Here is a 21,545-nt window from a genome sequence, read left to right on the forward strand (position 1 = left end):
ACCCCTCAAACCAACGCAAGTACAAAGATACCAGCGATAACCGCGGCTGTAACAAGCAGGGACGCAGCCTCTCGGAAGGTAAAGCGAGTCTGGCGCCATGAGGTGCGCGGGGCTGCGGCAACATAGTTGCGAGCATCAAGGGCTCGCGCAAGGTTCTCCGCATGTCGCAGGGAGCTGGCGATAAGCGCCACCGTAATCGACTGCAACGCCCGACAGCGCTGGATAAGTGAGCCATGACGAGCGCTTCCGCCTCGCGCTTCTTGAGCCTCGGTAATGGAAGTCGCGTCCGCAGAAAGCGTTGGGATAAAACGCAGCATAAGCGAGAAAACCATGGCAAGCTCGTGACCGGGCAGCCCGATGCGTGAGAGCGGCGAGAGCGCCGTGTCGAACGCTTTGCCGAGGTCGTTAGGTGTGGTGGTGAGCATGAGCAGCATGCCGATGAGAATGGCGGCAAAGACGCGTACGGGATAGAGGATAGCCGCCCAGACGCCAACGGAGGTAATAACTACGAACCCTGAAGCAACCAGGGTGTCTCCGCCCTGAACCAGAAGGAGGTTGCAAAGGGCGAGTACCGCCAAAACCCAGGCTACTGGAACAGCTGAGCGCAGGACGTGACGGACAGGTATGTGCGCTAGGGCGAAAAGCGCTATGGCTATTAAGCAGAAAAAAGCCAACTGCAGTGGTGTTTTTACAAAGAACGACGCAAGTATGAGCAGCAGCGCGCAAACGCTTTTCACCGTGGGATTCAGCCGATGGACGATGGACGATGCATGGTAGTACCGGCCGATAGTGAGCTTACATGACATTAAGCATCACCGTCCAAAGCGTCAAAAAGCGCGCCGGTCAGTTCGTCAAGAGTAAGTGGTCGGCCAAGGTTTGTGCCGGTGGCTTCCGCGAGAGCGTCTGCCCATATAAGCGCTTTGGGTACGCTCAGGCCTATCTGGCGGAGGTACTTCTCGCCAAGCGTTGTGAACACCTTGAGAGGCGTATCATTGCCGACGATAGAGCCTTGGGACAGCACGATAAGCCGGTCCGCCAGTGCCGCGTCGTCCATGGAGTGCGTGATCTCAATCAGCGTGGCGCCTGATGATTTGACCTGGTCGAGCAGGGTGCGGAGCTTGGCTCTGGCATGAGGATCAAGCCCGGCGGTCGGCTCATCCAAAACAAGAATGCGCGGCTGCATGGCAAGCACGCCGGCGACAGCGCAGAGTCGCTGCTGGCCGCCGGAAAGCTCGAATGGCGAAACATCGGCTTTGTTCTGGAGTCCGGCAAGCTCAAGTGCATGAACCACACGGGCATTGACGTCTTGCGGGGAAAGTCCCAAATTTTCGGGACCGAAGGCGACGTCTTTGAATACGCTCTCAGCAAAAAGCTGCCGCTCAGGCCGTTGCATGACAAAGCCGACAATACCATGGAGCAGTTTTCGGTGACGTCTGCTGGAAGTGTTGTAGCCGTTGACCACAATGGTTCCCGAGTCGGGAGTGCCCAGCGCGCAGAGCAGGCGGGCAAGGGTCGATTTGCCCGATCCGGTTGCGCCGATAATAGCAGTTGAGGAGCACTCCTGCAGCGTAAAGCTTACGTCGTCCAAGGCGCGGATACTGTTGCTGCGGTGCGTTTGTGCACGTGTCGAGAAGAGCTTGTGCTTGCGGCCGGTCTCTACGCCGAAGGTCTGAGTGACGTGGGAGACGGAAACAAGGTCTTTTTTGGCGCTTTCGGCTGCGATACTGGTTGCAGCCGTGGTGGCGGCGCCGGTTGCGGCATCGCCGGTGACCGTGGTGGCGCCGGTTGCGGTCGTACTTGCGGTAGGTTTTGTTTTCGAGTCCGAGCGTAGGACGGCAAGCAACTCCATTAGCGAGTCTTTGAGCTGCTCCGAGTCGAGAGTCCAGGGGACTTCAAAGCCCTTCTCGCGAAGGCGATCCTGAAGCTGCACCTCAAAGGGTTCTTCAAGTTCCAACGAGGCGACAAGATTTTGTTGTATAAAGAAATCGGCCGGCGGTCCCGCGAAGGCTACGTGTCCGTGATCCAAGGCAATGACCTGGTCGGCGTTCACAACTTCATCCATGAAATGCGTGATATGGGCAATCGTGCACCCATCTTGGCAGAGCTTTTTAACGAGCTTCATAACGCCGCGTCGCCCGATGGCATCCAGTGAGGCGGAAGGCTCGTCAAGTACCAGCAGCTTTGGATCCATCGCCAGAGCGCCTGCAATAGCAACACGCTGCAGCTGGCCGCCGGAGAGCGTTGAGGGATCTCTTTGGGCAAAGTCTGTCATGGCAACGCGCTTGAGCTCACGCCGGACAAGGCTGTCAATCTTTGCGCTTGGTACCTGGAGATTTTCGGGGCCAAAGGCGATATCTTCATCTACCAGACTCGTAACAATCTGGTCTTCGGGATTTTGAAACACCAGACCCAACTGTCGGCACGCATGGGCATAGGCGGTAAAGTCTGCCTTTCCATCTGCGAAGACCTTCTCGCCCGCAAGCATAACAGAGCCTGAGTCGGGAGCAGAAAGCCCGCAGAGAATTGAGGCGAGCGTCGATTTGCCACTGCCGTTAGCCCCTACGATGCAGGTCCTCTGACCTGTCGGAATCTCAAGAGAGATGCCATCGAGGGCGATAGTGCCGTTCTCGTAGATGTAGGTAACGTCACTGAGGCGTGCAATAGTTCGGGGCGTTTCACGCTGTGCCGTCTCGGATTGTGTCGCTTCGGGCTGTATCGCTGTGCCTCGCGTCTCTTTGGGTTGCGGCGCCTCAGACCCTTTGAGCTGTGCGGAAGAAGTACTCACAGGAGTATCCGCTTAGGAAGCGTCGATGGCGTGCATCTTCCACAGGCGCGTGGTCGACCGCAGTAAGAGAGCGGTTACGATGCCGTTGATGACAACTTTAAGCACGTTGAAGGGGAGGAGCGCCGGAATGATAAGCCCGATGACGGCATCGATGCTCATGCCAGTGTAGAGCGGCGTTACCGCAAGGTTTCCAAGGATACAGGCAGCAACGCTGACGACGCCTCCTACGACGAGCCCCGGAATGGCTCCTTTGACACTTGTGGCGTGTCCGTGGATTATGAGGCTTGCAGAGAGCACCATGCTCAGCGTGGCCAGAATCGCCATGACAGTGCCGTATATGCCGGACTCAGTTGCAAGATGTACCAGGTAGGGAAGAATCGAAACGACGGCTCCCGCGGCCGGTCCATAGGCGATGCCCGTAATGAGCGCGATGATGCCCGAGGGATCATACTTGAGAAACGTAATGCCCGGCAGGATAGGAAACTGCAGTATCAGCGTACAGATTGCCGCCGCCGCGCAGAGCATGGCGAGAAGGGCAATGCGCCTGGTGCTCCACCCTCCGCTTGAGAGGCTGGTGGCGTGTGAGGCGCTCCGGGCGCCGGCGGTTGCGTTGTGCGAGACGCCTTGAGGTTCGGCTGTTGTGTCATGAGTTGTAGGCATGGGTTTCTCCGCTTCTCCCATCCGGACTATACCGTTGGTCTTGGAATCTCACCAAGTCAACCGCTTGCGCGGGTCGCGGACTTCGTTTGATCGAGCAGGCTTTTATCTGTCTCAAACGTCACCACCAGTAGGGAATCTCACCCTTTCCTGAAACTGTCATGAGGAACTATAGCACGTTTGAGCGAAAGCAGAAATTGTATTTTTCTTTGAGCTGTCGGATTGACGACTACACGCCCCTTGACATCAGCAGGTGCCTGCTGCAAGGAGATACCCATCATAAAAAGTTAACTATCGTGAGGAGAAGTTTATTTTGTGAACTGAATAATGCTTCGAGACATGCGTTCTTGTCGCCGTACTATGCTTCCATAGAGACAGGTTGATACGAAAAGGAGGCTGAGATGTGCGAGGAATGCTACGTTGACGATAGAAGGATTACCCCGCTCATCAATCCTTTGGAATGTCTGGAGCATCACACGCAGTATATATGCGGTACCTGCGGCCGCTGCATCTGTATTGAGCGAGATCCAAAGAGAGGCTTGCAGAGGTGGAATTTCCCCTTTAAGTCGCTTGAAATTGCCAAGCTTTACTTACGCGCCGCTGACTATACGGTAAAAACTGCATGTGGTATTTACGAGTTGCAAGATGCGAACAAGAGACTCTCGTATAAAATTTTTCCAACTGTTACCGATTTAGAGGAATTCCTCAAAAAGCACAGGGATAAAAAGTGCTCCCAGATGGCGCCTCTGTTCTCGGCAGCGGCGTATAAAGAGTTTCCCTATACAAGTGTGAGAAAGCTCAAAAAAGAGGAAATTACTCAGTATTTAAGTGAGCGCTCTTAAGAGTATATAACTATAGTTTTACCAGCAAAGAGAGGTTTTTTTGAAGTAAAAAGTTCCTGGAAAAGACACCTAATTAATCTCATATTGACAAGTTGTGAATTTAGAGTGTAGACATAAGGACTTAGATAGGTTTTGGTTGCTTTGTGATCGGGGGGGGTAGACTTTTTAATATGTATTTAGTCCTCTGCCACTTACGGTAATGCAAGCTATGGTCAGTGATATAGAAAGGTTATCTGTAGGTGTGTTAATTTTTGTTATGTAGTCAAAAAGAAAGGATAAGATGCACCATGAAAAAGAAGTTTTGTAACTTCTTGGGAGTACTGCTTGCTGTGAGCCTTATGGTTCCGGGAGGTGCTTTTGCCGCTTTTGCTGATGAAATTACGTCTACGCGTGATACCCCTCAGCTAACCACCGAGCAAACTCAAAGTAGCTCTAAGGCAAAAGATCAAGAGGCTCAAGAAGAGCAAGCCGAAGCTGCTACTGAAGACGAGCAGACCATTCCTTCAGAGCAGCAAGTATCTGATGAGAATGAAGAACAAAAGACCAATGGTACAAGGGCAGGTCCTTTATCTGAAGTAAGCGCTAGTGATACCTCCTTAGATAATCCTATTGCCCCTGTATCACTTCTGCGTGCTCCTACAGCTCCTCAAGTCGTTGATGTTGATATCACGCGTTTTCAGATTGAGGCGCCAAAGGGAAATCCTGTTACAGAGCTGGACAAAAACTGGTCGTTTTATTTGGCAATGGACTGGAAGGTTAAAGATAGCTCTACGGTGTTGCATAAAGGTGATTACTTCGATATTACCCTTCCTGACAACCTGAAGTTTCCCCCTAATTACTCCGCTCCTGAATTTGATCTAACGGATTCTGACGGAAATGTGATTGCACGCGCAAAAGTTACACCCGGACCTGATAATGCAGGGGGCAGTGTAAGAGTTACGTTTAATGATAAGATTGAGAATAAATATAATGTGCACGGCACACTGTACATGTCCGCCCTGTTCAATAAGCAAAAAATACAAGACAATAAGCCAAATACTTTTACTGTGACTGTTAATGGGAAGGCCATATCGACGGATCTTACGCCGACTAAAAAGGGTATTCCAAGCGATGAACTCCTTGGAAAATGGGGAGAACGCATTAATGGTGCTGACCAGGTAATATGGTACGCACGGTTCAATTACAAAAAGGCAAACCTCCATAATGCAGTCGTTACAGACTCACTAAGCGGTGATGAAACCTATGTACCGGGCTCCTTTAGGCTTAATAAGGTTGTCTTGAACGATGAAGGTCAAGCTACGCAGGTTCTTGAAAATATAGACATAAGCGGAAAGCTTACCTTAAGTCCTGACAAAAAATCCTTTACACTCAATTTGGGAGATGTTGCCGGTTCACAGTATGAGCTTGCCTATACCACAACATATAAGCCGGGTACAACGATTCGCAATAAAATAAAGCTTACATCTCGTGAAGAATCAAAAGAAATAACGGCTTCATATGCTACTCAGGACAATGGAGGAACAGCTGGTGGTGACCTTGCCAGCAAGATTAAACTTACCAAAGTTGACGAAGATGGCGTCACACCCTTGAAAAATGCCGTATTTACGGTAACCGCTCCCGACGGTTCTACCTTTGAGCTGACAACAGGAGCAGACGGAACAGTAACTTCAGGTGTTCTTGTGCAAGGTACCTACAAGGTCAAGGAGAAGAAGGCTCCCTTGGGCTATGAGCTTGGAAGCGATGAGTACACCCTTGAGGTAACTCCTGCAGGAGGTGCTCTTAAGACCATTACCAACAAGCCCATTAAAATTTCGGTTTGCGTTAAGAAGACCTGGGTCGGACCTAAGGCAGGACCTGTAACAGTGCATCTGCTCGCAGACGGTACCGATACCGGCAAAACGCTCACTCTTGATGAGTCCAACGGTTGGAAGGGACAGTTCGACAATCTTCGCAAGTACAAGGCTGATGGAACAGAGATTGTCTACACCGTCAAAGAAGACGATGTTCCCAACTACACTGCAGAAGTGACAGGTGATGCTGCCACAGGCTTTACCATCACCAATACCAACACTGAGAAAGTCAATGTCCCTGTCAAGAAAGAGTGGGTCGGACCTAAGGCAGGACCTGTAACAGTGCATCTGCTCGCAGACGGTACCGATACCGGAAAGACCGTAACGCTTGATGAAGCAGGCAACTGGCAAGGTAGCTTCTCTGGTCTTGACAAGTACGCTGCAGACGGACATGAGATTGTCTACACCGTCAAAGAAGACGATGTTCCCAACTACACTGCAGAAGTGACAGGTGATGCTGCCACAGGCTTTACCATCACCAATACCAACACTGAGAAAGTCAATGTCCCTGTCAAGAAAGAGTGGGTCGGACCTAAGGCAGGACCTGTAACAGTGCATCTGCTCGCAGACGGTACCGATACCGGAAAGACCGTAACGCTTGATGAAGCAGGCAACTGGCAAGGTAGCTTCTCTGGTCTTGACAAGTACGCTGCAGACGGACATGAGATTGTCTACACCGTCAAAGAAGACGATGTTCCCAACTACACTGCAGAAGTGACAGGTGATGCTGCCACAGGCTTTACCATCACCAATACGGAGACACCTAAGCCCAAAAAGCCTTCTAAGAAGGTCCCTTATACAGGAGACGCTGGTGTCTTGGGTACAGTAGTGCCTTTAAGCGCAGGAGCTATTGCTCTTCTTGGTACAGGTATCTACCTTAGAAAGAGGAACAAGTAAGCAAGATTCACTGATACTCTCAGAGAGGTAAACTAAAACAGGACTGCATCTTATGATGCAGTCCTGTTTCAGGATATAAGCTCTTCTCGCCCGCGATGCCTTAGCGCGAGCATTGAAGTAGAATGGATATGTTGGCCTTTGGTAAGGAGTGTATTGTATGTCTGAAAGCGGCTATGACTTAGAAAGCCTGGCCTGGAGACTTCGTTCGATCGTTGGAGAGGAAAATGTCCGTACGGACGAGCCAATGAGCGAACATACTACCTTTAAAGTTGGTGGACCTGCGGATATATACGTCATTCCCGATGACGCTGACGAGGTTCATGAGGTGCTGGAGGAATGCAAAAGCGCCGGCATCCCGTATTTCATCTTGGGATACGGATCGGATCTTCTGGTGTCTGACGCCGGGTATCGCGGGGCCATTGTCGCCATCGCGGACGGCATGTCGGGCGTTACGGTTGAGGACAATGAGATTACCTGTCAGGCAGGTGTCGGTCTTAAAGAAGCTTCTGAGATGGCGTGCGAACTCGACCTCACCGGCCTTGAGTTTGCCTGTGGCATTCCGGGTTCTATCGGCGGCGCGTGCTACATGAACGCAGGTGCTTATGACGGTTGCATCGCCGATGTGCTCAAAAGTGTTCGTGTGCTGCTTGCCGATGGTACGCAGGCAACTATTGACGCTGGCGATTTGGATCTAGGCTACCGTCACAGTCGCATTGCCGATGAGGGTATGGTTGTACTTTCGGCTACATTTTCGCTCCGCCGCGCTGATGGCGAGAAAATCCGCGAAAAAATGGATGAGTATACGCGTCGCCGCGAGGAAAAACAGCCGCTTGAGCTGCCTTCTGCCGGCTCGACATTCAAGCGGCCGGAAGGTTATTTCGTAGGCAAGCTTGTAACCGATGCAGGGCTTAAAGGCTATCGTTTTGGTGGAGCCGGCGTGTCCGATAAGCACGCGGGCTTTGTTGTCAATTACGATCATGCGACTGCCGCCGATGTCCATGCCGTTATTGAACATGTGCAAGCAGAGGTCAAACGTCAGTTTGGCGTTGAGCTTCATCCTGAGGTGCGATTCCTTGGCGAGTAACGTGCGCCTGCCTGGATTTCCGAAAATGGATTTCCAAAAAAGTGCCACAGTTGTGATAAAAATACTTCACAACTCATGGCATTTTTAGGGGATTTATCACAACTGATGCCTTTTTTAGGAGTTTTCATATCACAACTCACGCACTTTTTTGGACTCGCATGCGCTTTTGGAAGCGGAAACGGCCAAGACCTTCTCGCTCGGAACTAAGTCGGAACTAAGTCGGAACTAAATCGGAACCGAATCGGAACCGAGCGGGAGCCAAATCGAAACCGAATCTAAAGGGTTTCACCCTCAAAACCCATTGTTTTGGCTCAGCTTTGGAATAAAGACAGGCAGCCCACCTTCTTGAGACCCTGCTTCATGGTTTCCGTTAGAAATCAGGGGTCGCAGATATGTAAGCGCTTTTTCAGTTACCCAACAACCATCGTCTGAAATCATATCTGCAGGTACATGCTTGACTTTGTTGGCAATTTCAGCAACAGCGACACAATGAACCTCCGTTTGGTAGGGGGTATCGCTGACCCTTTGTAACCCCACCATACAGGCGGTTTTGCCGGCGAGAAGTGCGTCCACTCCTGCGGCTCCCAGCTGCCATGCCTCGCGCAAATCGGTTTCGCTTGCTGCATGAATGGCGCAACGCTGTAAAGAGTTCAAATTGATGCCGCGGATCTTACAGTCAAAATGTTTCTGGCAAAGTTCTGCAAGGTACAGCGCATTGCCTGACTGGTCTGCAAGATGTCCGAAGGCGTCCATTCTGACTTTGCTTTTGGCTAAAAGTGTCGAGCCGTCAGGCCTCCGCACGCCTTCGCTTGCCACTATGATGATGCTCTTTTTGCATTCAAAAAGCGCTCCGATTTTGCTGATAAGCCTTTCTTCGTCAAATGCCACCTCGGGGAGCAGGATGATGTCCGGAGCCTGTTCGTTCTTCTCGCGAGCAAGGGAGGAAGCGGCGCCCAGCCAGCCTGCGTCACGACCCATTGTTTCGATGATGGTGATACTTGGTTTACCGTAAACTTCAGCGTCTCGAGCCAGTTCCTGCACAACGGTGGCAATGTATCTTGCGGCGCTTCCGAATCCAGGCGTGTGGTCAGTACCCTCAAGGTCGTTGTCGATGGTTTTGGGAACGCCGATAACAGGAATGTCGGTGTGATTCGCTGCAAAATACGCTGAAATCTTCTCGACGGTATCCATTGAGTCATTGCCGCCGATGTACAAAATGCCGTCAATGTCCAGTGAGGCAAGGCTGTGTGCTAGGTGTTGATAGAAAGGCAGGTCTTTCTCATAATCGGGGAGTTTGTAGCGACAGCTTCCGAGAAAGCTTGAAGGAGTTCGGGCGAGAAGTTCAACGGCTTGTTTGCCATAGGTGTGGTGGTTGCGTGCGGGGTGAAACAGGTCGGTCAAGTTGGCAGTGCGGCCTTCCAGAAAACCTTCGATACCGTTTCGCATTCCGATGACCTTAAGGTCGTGCTCATGTGCCTGTCTGATAACACCTGCGAGTGAAGCGTTAATCACTGCCGTTGGTCCGCCGGATTGACCTACAAGTACTTTTTTAATTGTACGCATAGAACTCCTCGTGTTTGGAAACTGACAGTTGAAAACAGAACTGTGGAGCGCCGAGCGAAAAGCAATGGTCGAAATGACACACGAGGAATAACTATACGGAAGACACGTGGCACATGAATCCTTATTCTAAATGAGTACGTAGCCATACCGTTCACAATAGGTAATTCCAGCCGAGCGGTAGATACTGTTGGTCTAACCAAGGGCGTTACTATACGAGAGTACTGCTATACGAGGTCGTCATCCTATGAGGTCGCTACTACAATGTACCTTTGGATGCTTGACTACACGTTTCCAAAGAGTGCGCGTTTCCAAAGACTACGCATTTCCAAAAAAGTGCATCAGTTGTGATAAAAAAATGTCACAACTCATGAAGTTTTTGGGGGATTTATCACAACTGATGCCTAAATTAGGAGCTTTTATATCACAACTCACGCACTTTTTTGGAGTTCCACGTGCTTTTGGAAATGAAAGCGCCACTTTGTGAGACTGCCATTACAGCGCGTCAAGAAACCGAGGAAGTCCGTCCCCAAGAATTGGCTCCTCTGCTGCGGCCACCAAGGGGCGCAGGTAGTGGAGCGCTTCATCGGTTACGTTAAAGCCGTCATCTGAAATCATTATTGCAGGCATAAGTTTTACTTTATTTGCTACGTTAGCAACCGGAACAGTGCGAATCTCTGTGGCGTAAGGCTCGCTGGAGAGGCGATGAATGCCCACCATAACACCTGTTTCTCCCTGGAGAGAAGCGACAACCCCGGCGGTTCCCAACGCTTCAGCCTCGTCCAGATCAACTTTGCTCGCCGCATGCGACGCACAGCGCTGCAGCGTGTTGAGCTCAATGCCACGGGATTTTACGCCCAGTCGCGCCTTAGCAAGCTGTGCCAGATATGCCGCCGTTCCGGACTGTGCTACAAGGTGTCCGAAAGTGTCGGTTGCAATAGAGCCCGCGTCAAACAGAAAGCCGCCGTCCGCGTGGTGCACCCCTTCGCTGACCACAACCATGACCGCGTTTTTCTCGCCAAACCGTGACTTTATGCGGGCGAGAAGAATCTCCTCGTCAAGGGGAACCTCAGGTAAAAGCACAAAGTCCGGAGCCGTACCGCAGATATCGCCTGCAAGTGCTCCCGCGGCTGTCAGCCATCCGGCCTCTCGGCCCATAGCCTCGATAAACGTGACGTTTTTGACATCGTAAACGCCGCCATCGCGTGTGAGCTCTGCGGTTACCTCCGCCACAAAGCGCGCGGCACTTCCAAATCCCGGTGTATGATCGGTGCCCTCGAGGTCGTTGTCGATAGTTTTAGGGATTCCGATAACCGGCGCGTCAATTCCGGCACCTCTAAAATACCGGGAGAGTTTGTCGGTAGTATCCATGGAATCGTTGCCGCCAATGTAGAGAATGGCGTCTATTCCAAATTCGCCTATACGTTCGGTGATACGCTGATAGACGGGGGAGTCTTTGTCAGGTTCGGGCAACTTGAAGCGGCAGCTGCCAAGCCAGCTTGAAGGAGTCTTCCTCAAAAGCAGAAGGTTCTGCTCGCCACCGTCTATGTCAACGCTTGCAGGAGCGTCGAGTTCAAGAGCTCGGGAGAGGTCAACTATGCGACCGTCAAGAAAACCTTGGATGCCGTTTTGCATGCCAAGAATACGAAGATTATGACTATATGCAGTGCGTATGACACCCGCAAGCGATGCGTTGATGGCAGCAGTTGGGCCGCCGGATTGTCCTACCAAGATGGTTTTGATTTTACGCATAGTTCCCCGTCATATCTCCTTTTGTTTCTTATGCATGTGCGGTGTTTTTGAGTGAAATATCTCACCGCATTTCTTCAACAATGTAGAGAATACTACATCCCAATATACTTAATATAGATTTGGCAAGGATTCCACTCATTCCATAAGGTAGGGAAACACTCCAGCTCTTTATAGCCCATGGCAATATAGAAACGGTTGGTTATGTCATATTCTTTATACTGTCCCATCTTGACAGTTTTTACTTGTGAATAGGTGCACCCGAGCTTTTTTGCCATCGCCTCATAGGCTGCATTCAATTTTGCTCCTATTCCCATTCGGTGATATTTTTTCTTAATGCCCATTACAAAAATATCTGCACAGTCTTTGCTTGTGGCGTTCAATACGATAAAACCTGCCACTTCATCATGAATGAAACAGGCGAGAAGAGGCTTGTCCTGGGAATCTACAACATATTCTTCCGTGCTTTCCGGCATTCCAAACCACTCTGGAAGATCATTGAGGATTTCCCTTGATATGGTCTCTTTTTCTTTTTTGTCAAAGATCTCTTTTATTGTGAGCTCCATGCATCCTCCTACAGATGAGGCTGATAAATAAAAGTTCAGCTGCAGTAATCAGTTGTAATAAAAAGCCGCACCCCGTGAGGGATGCGGCTTTATGTGCACTTGCTGCATCGTTTTCTTTTACCGATGCGAGCAGCAACCTAGCGAAGGTTGTAGAAAGCGTCAATGCCAAGGTACTCAGCGCCGTCACCGAGGTCATCCTCAATGCGAAGCAGTTGGTTGTACTTAGCGACACGCTCGGTACGGGCGGGAGCACCGGTCTTAATCTGACCGGCGTTGGTGGCGACAACAAGGTCGGCAATGGTGGTGTCCTCGGTCTCACCGGAGCGGTGGGAAACAACGGCGGTGTAACCGGCGCGCTTAGCCATCTCGATAGCTTCAAGGGACTCAGTCAAGGTACCAATCTGGTTAACCTTGATGAGGATGGAGTTGCCGGCGTGAAGCTCGATGCCCTTCTTCAGGCGCTCGGTGTTGGTAACAAAGAGGTCGTCGCCAACGAGCTGAATCTTCTTGCCGAGGTGATCGGTAAGAACCTTCCAGCCGTCCCAGTCTTCCTCTGCAAGACCGTCTTCGATGGAAATGATGGGGAACTTCTCGACCATTTCCTCGTAGTAAGCAACCATTTCCTCAGCGGTAAGGGAGCGACCCTCGCCCTTGAGCTCATACTTGCCGGTCTCCTTGTTATAGAACTCGGAAGACGCGGGGTCCATAGCAAAGCGGAAGTCCTTGCCAAGCTCAAAGCCGGCCTCGGTGACTGCTTTAGCGAGATACTCAAGAGGCTCCTCATTGGAGTTAAGGTCTGGTGCAAAGCCACCCTCATCACCAACGCCAGTGGAAAGACCAGCGGACTTGAGGGTGTTCTTGAGGGTGTGGTAAACCTGTGCACACCAACGAAGTGCGGTGGTAAAGTCAGGAGCACCTACGGGCATAATCATGAACTCCTGGAAGTCAACGTTGTTGTCAGCGTGGACGCCACCGTTCAGGACGTTCATCATAGGGACAGGAAGCGTATGGCCGTTTGCGCCACCAAGATATGCGTACAGAGGAAGCTCTGCAGAAGCGGCTGCCGCATGAGCAACTGCCAGGGAAACACCAAGAATGGCGTTTGCACCAAGGCGACCCTTGTTGGGAGTGCCATCAAGCTTAATCATTGCGAGGTCAAGACCGCGCTGATCCTCTGCGTCCATGCCGATAACGAGATCACGAATCTCAGTATTGACATGCTCGACTGCCTTCAGGACGCCCTTGCCAAGGTAGCGGCTCTTGTCGCCATCGCGAAGCTCTACAGCCTCAAACTCACCGGTAGAAGCGCCGGAAGGAACGATTGCGCGACCAAAGGAGCCGTCATCGAGAACAACTTCAACTTCAACGGTTGGGTTGCCGCGGGAATCGAGGACTTCGCGTGCGTGAACATCATAAATCTGGCTCATAGCTCACCTTTCTATTGGTAACAGCCTTTCTGCCTTCACAGACAATGTAATTATACCCGTTATGCCTTACGAGATAACGATGTTGAAAGTAATTCCGTAACAAAATAACTGTTATATATCCTTATTATTTTTTAGGATCTTCCGGATACACAATAACGAGCAGCATTTTGAAGTCTTCAAGAGCCTTTAAGGCATGCGGGTGGCCAAGCGGCATGACAATGGAATTGCCCGCTTCGAGGATAAAGGTATCGCTGTCAATAGTGATTTCAACCTTGCCTTCAAGCGTTGTGACAAAAGCGTCGCCGCCGGCGCGGTGGCTCGCGATTTCTTCTCCGGTGCTCATGGCAAACAGCGTGACGCTGACATGATCGTTCTGCGCAAGCGTCTTACTGATGACCTGACCGTTCAGGCATGCTACCTGATCTTTTAGTACCATCACTTCCTTAGCGTTAATATTTTTCATAACGCCGGGCTGCGTGTGTTCTGATAGTTCTGACATGGTTTCCTCCTCCATGCGAATGAGGCGAGAAGTACGGCGCAACAACGTGAGTCGCCCTTGAGAAAACCCGCGACAGATGCCTCTTCTCGCCGATATAACAAGTACATGAGCGAGAGCCGGTTGAAACCCGCTCTATGGTTACCGGATACCCTAAAAGTCAGTGACTATCCCTGAGACCGGCGGTAAGATTTCCGTCTTGCACGCCGACTGCATGTTGACTGTGCGCCGACTCTATACCGGCCATGCGCCAACTACATGTCGACTGTGCGTCCGGCCATACGCCAACTACATGCCAACGTGATGCTCTCTCAGATAGGAGGTCAAAAGGGGCGTCATGGGACCTTGCGAGATTATAGTCACGCGGTGCATAGCGCGCGAAATCGCCGTGTAAAGTCTGCGCCTGGAAAGCTCGTCGTCTCCATATACTTCCGCCTGCGCGTCAGCGATAATAACCTGGTCAAACTCAAGGCCTTTCGCGAGGGCAAGATCAAGAAGAATGACTCCTTTTGCAGGCAGCGCGTCTTGCGATGTTATGACGTGTGCGAGCGCCGTATCGTCAGATTGCATGCCGCCCTTGCGTGCGGGTTCACCGTTGTTCTCGCTGGAGAGCTGCGCGCCGTTAAGCTGCTTGGCAAGCCAGCTGACACGTTGTTTGTCCTGGACAATAACGGCTGTCAGGCCGTCTGTGCCGGAGGCTTGAACAAGCGCTGAGCGCAGCGTCTCAAGATAGCGTTCACGCACATCTTCCGCGCCGTTCGTGGCGGTTCCTGCGTTGCCGTCGAAAACAGCCTCCGCACCGCCGGCAGCGTCTTTCGTGCCGTTGGCAACCACTTCATAGAAAACAGGGAGCGTTCCTTCCCGATGAACGGAAGTGGTTTGCCTGCGCTCGTGTTTTGGGAGCAATGAGGTAAAGAGTTCGGTGATTTCAGGCGAGGAGCGGTAGCTGGTCATAAGCAGACACTCTTCGACGTTGCCGTGAGTTGCAGCAAAGATATCGCGGATCTGATCGAAGGTCACCGAGCCCTTATGGATGGCCTGATGCGCGTCGCCGAGGAGCAAAAAATGCGCGCGCGAGAAGTACCGCGTCAGCACCGTCAGTTGTGTGGTGGAATAATCCTGCACTTCGTCAATCATGACAAAGCGCGTATCGGAGGTACTTGGTCCTGCTATCAGGAGACGCAGATAGACCCATTCGGCGCCGCTCAAAGCTTGGGTGTCTAAGATGCGCATGCCGATGCGGTCAATCCGCAGCCATGTCGCGGATTCAATCTTATCGTGAGCGCCGGCAAAACGGTAATCAAGATACGCGCGCGTAGCGGCAAGGACCTCGTCTTCACTTGAGGGATTGACGGAGTGTCCGAATATGCGTACCTGATCCTCGATGTCAAGTTCAAGCATTTCTTCCTGCAGGCTGTCATTGCGAGCCATCTGTCCCAGGCGGCGCTCAAGGCGCGTGTGAAGTTCATCTTTGACAAGGGCAATGAGGCGCGGGCCGACAGGGAATTTTGAAAACTTTCTTACAGCGCTTGCTACCTGTGCCGCTTTAATGAGTTGCTGCTCATTGACGGATATGCCTCGAAAATCACTCTCCTCAAGCGTAAGATCCTTGACGCCTTTCTCAAGCTGTGTAAGTAGAGCAGGGTCGTCATGTGCGCCCGACGCGTGATCTGCAAGGCCAAGGCTGCTGAGAAATTCATCCCAGGTAGTAACCTGTGGGTTCGACTCTCCCATGCTTGGCAGCACCGTGTCTATGTAGCGGCTGAAGACGTCATTGGGAGTAAAAAGACGTACCTGGTCGGCGCGAAGAGTTTTTCGTTCCCGGTATAGAAGGTAGGCAATACGCTGCAGAAGGACTGATGTTTTTCCGGAGCCCGCGATGCCGTTGACAAGCAGTACCGGCACATCGGCGTGGCGGACCACCGTGTTTTGTTCGCGCTGGATAGTTGCCGTGATAGCCTGCAACTTCTCCGTATGATGACGGCGGAGCGCGGACAGAAGCAGCGAGTCCTCGATAGCTACGGTGGTATCAAAATACATGTTGAGCTTATCGCGCGTAATATCAAACTGGCGACGTAGCTCCAGCTCAACGGTGCGCTTTTTGCCGTTGACTTCGTAGGAAGTCTGACCGGTTTCCTGGCTGTAATACGTTTCGGCTACAGGGCTTCGCCAGTCCACGATTAAGGGATTTCGCTCTTCATCGGTCATGCCTGCGGCGCCGATATATACGTCGCGAGAAGGACGACCGCTCCGCATTTTAAGACGGACTTTTGCAAAGTAAGGCTGCCTGAGCAGCAATTCAACACGGCCGAGTTTCTCGACAGTGAAATCGTGGTACTGGTTATAGGTGTCGATAACACTGTTAAGCGTTTCAATAGCGGCAAGGGTTTCGATGGTCTCATCGGCGCCGCCAAAGTCAGGACGGATCTCCTCGCTCATTTGACGCAAGTCGCGTGCCGCGTCTTTTTGTGTGGTGTTGAGGGTGGTCTCAAGGTTCGTGCATATCTCAAGCAGCGTGGCGTAGATTTTGGAAAGATGTGCCTGTTCTTGCTGGTGAATTTCATCCATAGGGTGCCTTACATAGTGTGTCGTGTATAGCGTTGCAGGGTCGTGTGGTTCATGCCAAAGGTGCGCTTTGTCGCAGGGCCGTGTTGCGTGCGGTGTGTTGGCGTGCCTTATTACAAAGTCGCGTCTTCAATGCGCCGCCGCAGTTCGTCGATGCCAAGACCGGTTTCTGACGAGGTAACAACAAGCTGTTCTTGGGCAAGACCAAAGGATGAGCGCAATGCGGCCGCGGATTGATGTTGCTTGTTTCGAGTGATTTTATCCGCTTTGGTGAGAGCGACCACAAAGGGAAGCTCAGCCTCTTGCAAAAAATCAATCATCTGCAGGTCAAGCTTTTGTGCCTCATGGCGGATGTCAACTAGAGAAATAACTAGGTTAAAGCTGCGTTCCTGCTCAAAATAGCCACCGATAAGATCGGCCCAGCGCTGCTTTTCGGCACGCGACACCTTGGCGTAGCCGTATCCCGGAAGGTCAACAAACTTTACACCGTCAACATCAAAGAAGTTGATAGTGGCCGTTTTGCCGGGGACGCTTGAAACGCGTGCGAGCTGCTTGCGACCCAAAAGGCGGTTCAAGAGCGACGACTTGCCGACGTTGGAGCGGCCGACAAAGGAGACCTCGGGGGCTGTCGGCTTGGGAAGCTGGTCGATTGTGCCGTAAGAGGCTTCATATCGGGCAGTTTCGTAGATGAGAGCCATGTATCCTCCGTGTTACTCAATCTTATCAACAAAAGTTACTTTACGCCGTACTACTTCACGCCGTACTGCGCGTAGTAGGCGTCAAGAGCAGCTTTCAGCGTGTCGTCAATCACGACGCAACCGTCAACGGTATGAAGATAGAGCGCTTCGGTCACCTCAGCCATATTCACGATAGCGGCGGTGGGAAATCCGTAGCGCTCGGAAACCTCTCGGAGCGCGGCAACAGTACCGCTCTTGCCGACTTCCATGCGGTCAAGTGACACCATCAGTCCTATGACCTCGACGTTTGCAATGGATGTAATCAGCGGATAGGTCTCTTCGATAGACTTGCCGGAAGTGGTGACGTCTTCCACCATGACGACCTTATCGCCATCGTGAAGTTCGGCGCCCAAAAGCATGCCCGCATCGGCGCCGTGGTCTTTGAGCTCCTTGCGGTTTGAGCAGTAGCGAACCTCTTTGCCGTAGAGTTCCTGCAGACCCATGGCGGTGATGACGGCTAAAGGAATACCCTTGTAGGCCGGTCCGAAAACGACGTCAAAATCTAGGCCGAAGTTGTCGTGGATGGCGCGAGCGTAATAAAGCCCCAGCTTGTGGAGCTGATTGCCCGTAACATAAGCGCCTGCATTCATGAAAAAGGGAGACGTACGTCCGCTCTTAAGCGTAAACTCACCAAACTTAAGTACGTCGCTCTTAACCATGAACTCAATGAACTCTTGCTTGTAGTTTTCCATGGCGTCTCCCTTGTAGACGAATCGCGTGCATTTCCCTTACGAACGAATCGCGCGCGCCAATTGTAGCCGTGCGTGAGTCGTTGCGTTTGTGGCGAGAAGCACCTCTGTTTCAGGGGGTTCTCGCGCACGATGTTTAATTTTAACCCGACAGCGTCAATTGCGGTGCAATAAGCTTTGCAAATGAGCTACTCTAATAAAGTTACCTGACCTGCTTGCCAGAGAGCATGCAAGGTTTAAGAGGAGGTTTTTGTGGAACGCACCAAAATTGCAACGCTGTATGCCGACGCGCAGCAGCTTGGCGGCTCGCACGTTACTGTCGCCGGCTGGGTCCGCTCGGTACGGGATATGAAGAACTTCGGCTTTGTTACGCTTAATGATGGAAGCTGCTTCAAAGACTTGCAGGTTGTTATGAATCGCGAGACGTGCGCCAATTATGATGATGTAGCGTCATGCGGTGTTGGCGCGGCGTTAATCATTGATGGCGTCTTAGAATTGACCCCTGAGCGTCCTCAACCTATTGAGCTGCAAGCTCACACCATAGAGATTGAAGGAGCATCAAGTCCTGAGTATCCTATGCAGAAAAAGCGCCAGTCGCTTGAGTATCTGCGTACCCAGCAGCATCTTCGTCCGCGCACTAACCTTTTCCGCGCGGTGTTTCGCGTGCGTTCGGTGGCGGCGTATGCCATTCACAAGTTCTTTCAGGACCGCGGTTTTGTCTACGTTAATACGCCCATCATTACGACCTCCGATGCTGAGGGCGCGGGCGAGATGTTTCAGGTGACTACGCTTGACCTCGCGAATGTCCCGCATACCGACGCCGGGCAGGTCGACTACGGACAGGATTTCTTTAACACCTCAGCCCACCTGACGGTTTCCGGCCAGTTGCAGGCTGAAAACTTCGCTATGGCCTTTGGTGATGTTTATACCTTTGGTCCTACGTTTCGCGCTGAGAATTCCAACACGCGTCGTCACGCGGCGGAGTTTTGGATGATCGAGCCCGAGATGGCCTTCTGCGATTTGGCGCAGGATATGGATGTGGCGGAGGCCATGCTTCAATACGTAATCTCGTATGTGCTTGAGCACTGCGCCGATGAGCTTGATATGCTCAACAAGTTCGTGGACAAGGGGCTGCTTGAGCGCCTGCGCCATGTGGCTACCTCAGAGTTTGCTCGTGTGTCGTATACCAACGCCATTTCCATTCTTGAAGACGCACTTTCGCAGGGCGAGAAGTTCGACTATCCCGTTAAGTGGGGCATTGACCTGCAAACTGAGCATGAACGCTATCTGACGGAAAAGCATTTCAAAAAGCCAATCTTTGTAACGGATTATCCGGCTGAGATTAAAGCGTTTTATATGCGCACAAATGATGATGGCAAAACGGTAGCCGCTGCTGATTGCTTAGTTCCCGGTATTGGTGAGATCATCGGTGGCTCACAGCGCGAGGAGCGCTTGGACGTGCTTGAACAGCGCATCAAGGACTTGGGCATGGATCCTGAACAGTACAAGTACTATCTTGATTTGCGCCGTTACGGTTCCTGCACGCATGCCGGTTTTGGCTTGGGCTTTGAGCGCTTGGTCATGTATCTTACGGGTGTCGACAATATCCGAGATGTTATTCCGCATCCGCGCACTGTTGGTAATGCGGAGTTTTAGGAAGAAGGAACGTATGTCTGAGCATATTGAGACTTGCTGTGTGCAGGGGGGTTATCAACCTAAGAACGGTGAGCCGCGAGAAGTACCCATTGTTCAATCAACTACCTTTGCCTATGATCGCTCTTCGCAGATGGGAGATTTGTTTGACCTGAAAGCATCAGGTTATTTCTATTCTCGTTTGCAAAATCCAACGCTTGATAGTGTTGCGGCAAAGATTTGTGAGCTTGAGGGTGGAAGTGCTGCAATGCTTACGGCATCCGGCATGGCTGCAGCGTTCTTCTCGATCTTTAACATCGCTGAGGCAGGAAGCCATGTCGTGGCTGTTTCTACTATTTATGGTGGTACGTTTAACCTGCTCTCCACAACGCTTCCTAAGATGGGTGCGGAGTGCACGTTTGTCTCGCCCGATGCCTCCGATGAAGAAATTGCTGCGGCATTTAGGCCCACGACTAAGTGCGTCTTTGGTGAAACTATTGCTAATCCGGCACTGGTGGTACTTGACATTGAGCGTTGGGCAAAGGCTGCACATGCGCACGGTGTACCCCTGATTGTTGATAATACGTTTGCGACACCTGTAAATTGTCGTCCGATTGAGTGGGGAGCCGATATTGTCATTCACTCCACCACAAAGTATATGGACGGTCATGGAGCGGCTGTTGGCGGTGCCATTGTTGATGGCGGAACGTTTGATTGGATGGCACATAAGGACAAGTTCCCTGGCCTGACGGAGCCCGATCCTTCGTATCATGGGCTTGTATATGCTCAGGCGTTTGGTCAAGGTGGAGCTTACATCACAAAAGCAACCGTGCAGCTTATGCGCGACCTTGGCGCAATTCAGTCGCCGCAAAACGCATTCTATCTCAACTTGGGCTTGGAGTCGTTGCATGTTCGTATGGCGCAGCATTGCAAGAATGGTCAAGCAGTTGCCGAGGCTCTTGCGGCGAACGAGCGTGTTGAATGGGTGCGCTATCCGGGTCTTCCCACCGATCCGTATTTTGAGTTGGGGAAGAAATATCTGCCTCAGGGCTCATGCGGTGTTGTTTCGGTTGGTATTGCGGGCGGCCGTGAAGCTGCCGAGAAGTTCTTGGGTAATTTGAAGATTTTCAGAATAGAAACCCATGTGGCAGACGCTCGTTCCTGTGTACTGCATCCGGCAAGCTCAACGCATCGTCAGCTCTCCGATGAAGAGTTAATCGGCGCCGGGATTACTCCTAATACGGTACGTATTTCCTGTGGAATTGAGGGAACTCAAGATTTGATTGCTGATGTGGAACAGGCTTTAGCAGCGCTGTAAATGTAAGAATTACCGAAAGTAAGTTATCACTTATATCTTAAAGTTTTGTATAAATCATGATTTTATAAGTTATAACTGATGAAATTTAAAACCGTTGTTTTAAGTAAGAAGCTCTTCTCAGATGAGAAGAGCTTCTCGTTAGCTAGTCTTCAACCTCAAGAAGTTCAATATTGAAGTTCAAATCTTTACCTGCCATGGGGTGGTTGGTGTCAAGGGTAATAGTAGTTCCGTCATTTTCAACGACCGTTGCTCTGATGGGGTAGCCGTTGGGCGTACCAAGTGTTACCTGTTGGCCGGAGACGAGCTTTTCTGACCCGGGAAGCTGTGCTACCGGAATGCTCTGGATTGCTTCTTCACGACGCTCGCCGTAAGCTTCGACTGCAGGAATATGAACGTCGATAACGTCACCTACGTTCATGTCTTTGACGGCATTATCAAAACCCGCAATCATCTGTCCGGCCATGCAGGTGAACGCGAGCGGTTCGTTGCGGTCGCGTGAAGAATCAAACTTTGTACCATCGTCCAGCGTGCCAACGTAGTGGACTTTAACCTTTTTACCAGCGTTGCTCATAAAACTCCTTACAGAGAGAACCCTCGACAGAAAGAACTTGTTTGGGGCGCGGCCGATGAAAGCCTCAGTCAATCCCACAGTCAATCATCAAAAACGCACAACGCTGCTAGTCTACCCATC

17 protein-coding genes and 1 riboswitch are annotated in these 21,545 nt (G+C 51.5%); of the genes, 5 read left to right on the forward strand and 12 right to left on the reverse strand.

Going from position 1 to position 21,545, the window contains the following annotated elements:
* Positions 1-5 precede the first annotated feature (5 nt).
* From QM016_RS06375 to QM016_RS06385, 3 genes are read right to left on the reverse strand one after another with little or no spacing between them, the layout of a single operon-like run.
* Positions 6-806, reverse strand: coding sequence for an energy-coupling factor transporter transmembrane component T (locus QM016_RS06375; RefSeq protein WP_282711253.1), 801 nt, complete (start codon positions 804-806; stop codon positions 6-8).
* Positions 806-2,785, reverse strand: a complete 1,980-nt coding sequence (locus QM016_RS06380) for an energy-coupling factor transporter ATPase (protein ID WP_282711254.1) — start codon at positions 2,783-2,785, stop codon at positions 806-808. The genes QM016_RS06375 and QM016_RS06380 overlap by 1 nt, the downstream gene beginning before the upstream one ends.
* 12 nt (positions 2,786-2,797) lie before the next feature.
* Entirely contained in the window at positions 2,798-3,445 is a 648-nt protein-coding gene (locus QM016_RS06385) for an ECF transporter S component (protein ID WP_282711255.1), read from the reverse strand.
* 5 nt (positions 3,446-3,450) lie between these two features.
* A riboswitch (FMN riboswitch) is annotated at positions 3,451-3,604 on the reverse strand.
* A 239-nt stretch (positions 3,605-3,843) separates the two neighbouring features.
* On the opposite strand from QM016_RS06385, the gene QM016_RS06390 reads away from it, so the two are divergent.
* The 3 genes from QM016_RS06390 (at position 3,844) to murB (ending at position 8,115) form a co-directional block, all read left to right on the forward strand.
* Positions 3,844-4,284 (forward strand): hypothetical protein, encoded by a 441-nt coding sequence (locus QM016_RS06390; RefSeq protein ID WP_016477347.1) that lies wholly within the window; start codon positions 3,844-3,846, stop codon positions 4,282-4,284.
* 287 nt (positions 4,285-4,571) lie between these two features.
* Positions 4,572-7,031, forward strand: coding sequence for a Cna B-type domain-containing protein (locus QM016_RS06395; RefSeq protein ID WP_282711256.1), 2,460 nt, complete (start codon positions 4,572-4,574; stop codon positions 7,029-7,031).
* A gap of 157 nt (positions 7,032-7,188) precedes the next feature.
* Positions 7,189-8,115, forward strand: coding sequence for a UDP-N-acetylmuramate dehydrogenase (murB, locus tag QM016_RS06400; protein ID WP_282711257.1), 927 nt, complete (start codon positions 7,189-7,191; stop codon positions 8,113-8,115).
* A gap of 291 nt (positions 8,116-8,406) precedes the next feature.
* Here murB and QM016_RS06405 read toward each other — a convergent pair whose 3' ends face one another.
* From QM016_RS06405 to pyrE, 8 genes are all read right to left on the reverse strand, one after another.
* On the reverse strand, positions 8,407-9,678 hold the full coding sequence (locus QM016_RS06405) for a diphosphate--fructose-6-phosphate 1-phosphotransferase (protein ID WP_282711258.1): 1,272 nt from the start codon (positions 9,676-9,678) through the stop codon (positions 8,407-8,409).
* Positions 9,679-10,170: 492 nt separating this feature from the next.
* Complete coding sequence (locus tag QM016_RS06410) at positions 10,171-11,427, reverse strand: 6-phosphofructokinase (protein WP_282711259.1); 1,257 nt, start codon at positions 11,425-11,427, stop codon at positions 10,171-10,173.
* Positions 11,428-11,519: 92 nt separating this feature from the next.
* Positions 11,520-11,990, reverse strand: coding sequence for a GNAT family N-acetyltransferase (locus QM016_RS06415; protein ID WP_282711260.1), 471 nt, complete (start codon positions 11,988-11,990; stop codon positions 11,520-11,522).
* Positions 11,991-12,127: 137 nt separating this feature from the next.
* The gene (gene eno, locus QM016_RS06420; protein ID WP_282711261.1) at positions 12,128-13,417 is read right to left on the reverse strand and encodes a phosphopyruvate hydratase; all 1,290 of its coding nucleotides are present in this window, start codon (positions 13,415-13,417) and stop codon (positions 12,128-12,130) included.
* Positions 13,418-13,541: 124 nt separating this feature from the next.
* Entirely contained in the window at positions 13,542-13,916 is a 375-nt protein-coding gene (locus tag QM016_RS06425; RefSeq protein WP_016477340.1) for a cupin domain-containing protein, read from the reverse strand.
* Between the two features lie 285 nt (positions 13,917-14,201).
* Positions 14,202-16,481: an ATP-binding domain-containing protein gene (locus QM016_RS06430; RefSeq protein WP_282711262.1), complete on the reverse strand. Its 2,280-nt coding sequence runs from the start codon at positions 16,479-16,481 to the stop codon at positions 14,202-14,204.
* Between the two features lie 110 nt (positions 16,482-16,591).
* Complete coding sequence (yihA, locus tag QM016_RS06435; protein ID WP_282711263.1) at positions 16,592-17,176, reverse strand: ribosome biogenesis GTP-binding protein YihA/YsxC; 585 nt, start codon at positions 17,174-17,176, stop codon at positions 16,592-16,594.
* Positions 17,177-17,226: 50 nt separating this feature from the next.
* On the reverse strand, positions 17,227-17,907 hold the full coding sequence (pyrE, locus tag QM016_RS06440) for an orotate phosphoribosyltransferase (protein ID WP_282711264.1): 681 nt from the start codon (positions 17,905-17,907) through the stop codon (positions 17,227-17,229).
* Between the two features lie 249 nt (positions 17,908-18,156).
* Here pyrE and asnS point away from each other — a divergent pair, with 249 nt between their 5' ends.
* Both asnS and QM016_RS06450 read left to right on the forward strand, forming a co-directional pair.
* The gene (asnS, locus tag QM016_RS06445; protein WP_016477336.1) at positions 18,157-19,560 is read left to right on the forward strand and encodes an asparagine--tRNA ligase; all 1,404 of its coding nucleotides are present in this window, start codon (positions 18,157-18,159) and stop codon (positions 19,558-19,560) included.
* Positions 19,561-19,573: 13 nt separating this feature from the next.
* Positions 19,574-20,854 carry an O-acetylhomoserine aminocarboxypropyltransferase/cysteine synthase family protein gene (locus tag QM016_RS06450; RefSeq protein WP_016477335.1) on the forward strand — a complete coding sequence of 427 codons (1,281 nt, stop codon included), beginning with the start codon at positions 19,574-19,576 and terminating at the stop codon, positions 20,852-20,854.
* Between the two features lie 142 nt (positions 20,855-20,996).
* On the opposite strand, the gene QM016_RS06455 is transcribed toward QM016_RS06450, so the two are convergent.
* Positions 20,997-21,425 carry a peptidylprolyl isomerase gene (locus QM016_RS06455; RefSeq protein WP_016477327.1) on the reverse strand — a complete coding sequence of 143 codons (429 nt, stop codon included), beginning with the start codon at positions 21,423-21,425 and terminating at the stop codon, positions 20,997-20,999.
* Positions 21,426-21,545 lie beyond the last annotated feature (120 nt).

The sequence above is a fragment of the Lancefieldella sp. Marseille-Q7238 genome (assembly GCF_949152215.1).
Taxonomy (GTDB): domain Bacteria; phylum Actinomycetota; class Coriobacteriia; order Coriobacteriales; family Atopobiaceae; genus Lancefieldella.